2 pseudogenes are annotated in these 583 nt (G+C 32.9%); one reads left to right on the top strand and one right to left on the bottom strand.

Annotation, left to right across the window (positions count from 1 at the left end):
* Positions 1–163: pseudogene (locus HNS40_RS23440) on the top strand (IS982 family transposase); the annotation flags it as partial.
* Between the two features lie 129 nt (positions 164–292).
* Here HNS40_RS23440 and HNS40_RS22665 read toward each other — a convergent pair.
* A pseudogene (locus HNS40_RS22665) lies at positions 293–583 on the bottom strand (hypothetical protein); the annotation flags it as partial.

The following is a 583-nucleotide window of genomic DNA, read 5'->3' as shown; positions in this document are numbered from 1 at the left end:
TGAACTAAAAAACATGTGCCAAATTGAACATTCTAGGCACAGAAGTTTTGAAAATTTTATCTCCAATATTATCGCCGCTCTTATCGCATATTCATTCTTTGCTAAAAAACCTTCTATAAAATATGATTTGGAGAAAGACGATCAATTAGCTCTGTTTTTATAATCGAACTCGGGTTTAGAAGTATTCAAGAGCTTTTCTGTTTTTTGATTTTAGCAGGGTCGTTATTCTGATTATTTCTGATTATTTGATTGATTGATGCATAATTCTTCCATTAAGATGACTCATATTCTTTTATTGTGTTGATATACTTATACTTACTTTCAAAGGTTTAGTGTTTTCCGGAGGAGCTCTTTGATGATTGTTTCTAAACTTATTGGTAAAAGTTTGAATAATGAGCATTTCACCGCCACAGCATTTACAAATACCGGGCTGTATCCCCATTTTTTTAAAAGCAATTTCTTGCCAAGTCAATATAGTGCTTTCTGATGAAGAGGATACCCCTAGATGACTACGAATAATGGCCAATGATTTTCGTTTAGAAGCGCTTGATAAAAAGCCATAATGCCTTATTCTGGTAAATCC

Origin of the sequence: Lentimicrobium sp. S6, assembly GCF_013166635.1 — a bacterium.
In the GTDB taxonomy this organism is placed as follows: Bacteria; Bacteroidota; Bacteroidia; order Bacteroidales; family UBA12170; genus UBA12170.
This window is presented reverse-complemented; position numbering and strand designations above follow the sequence as displayed.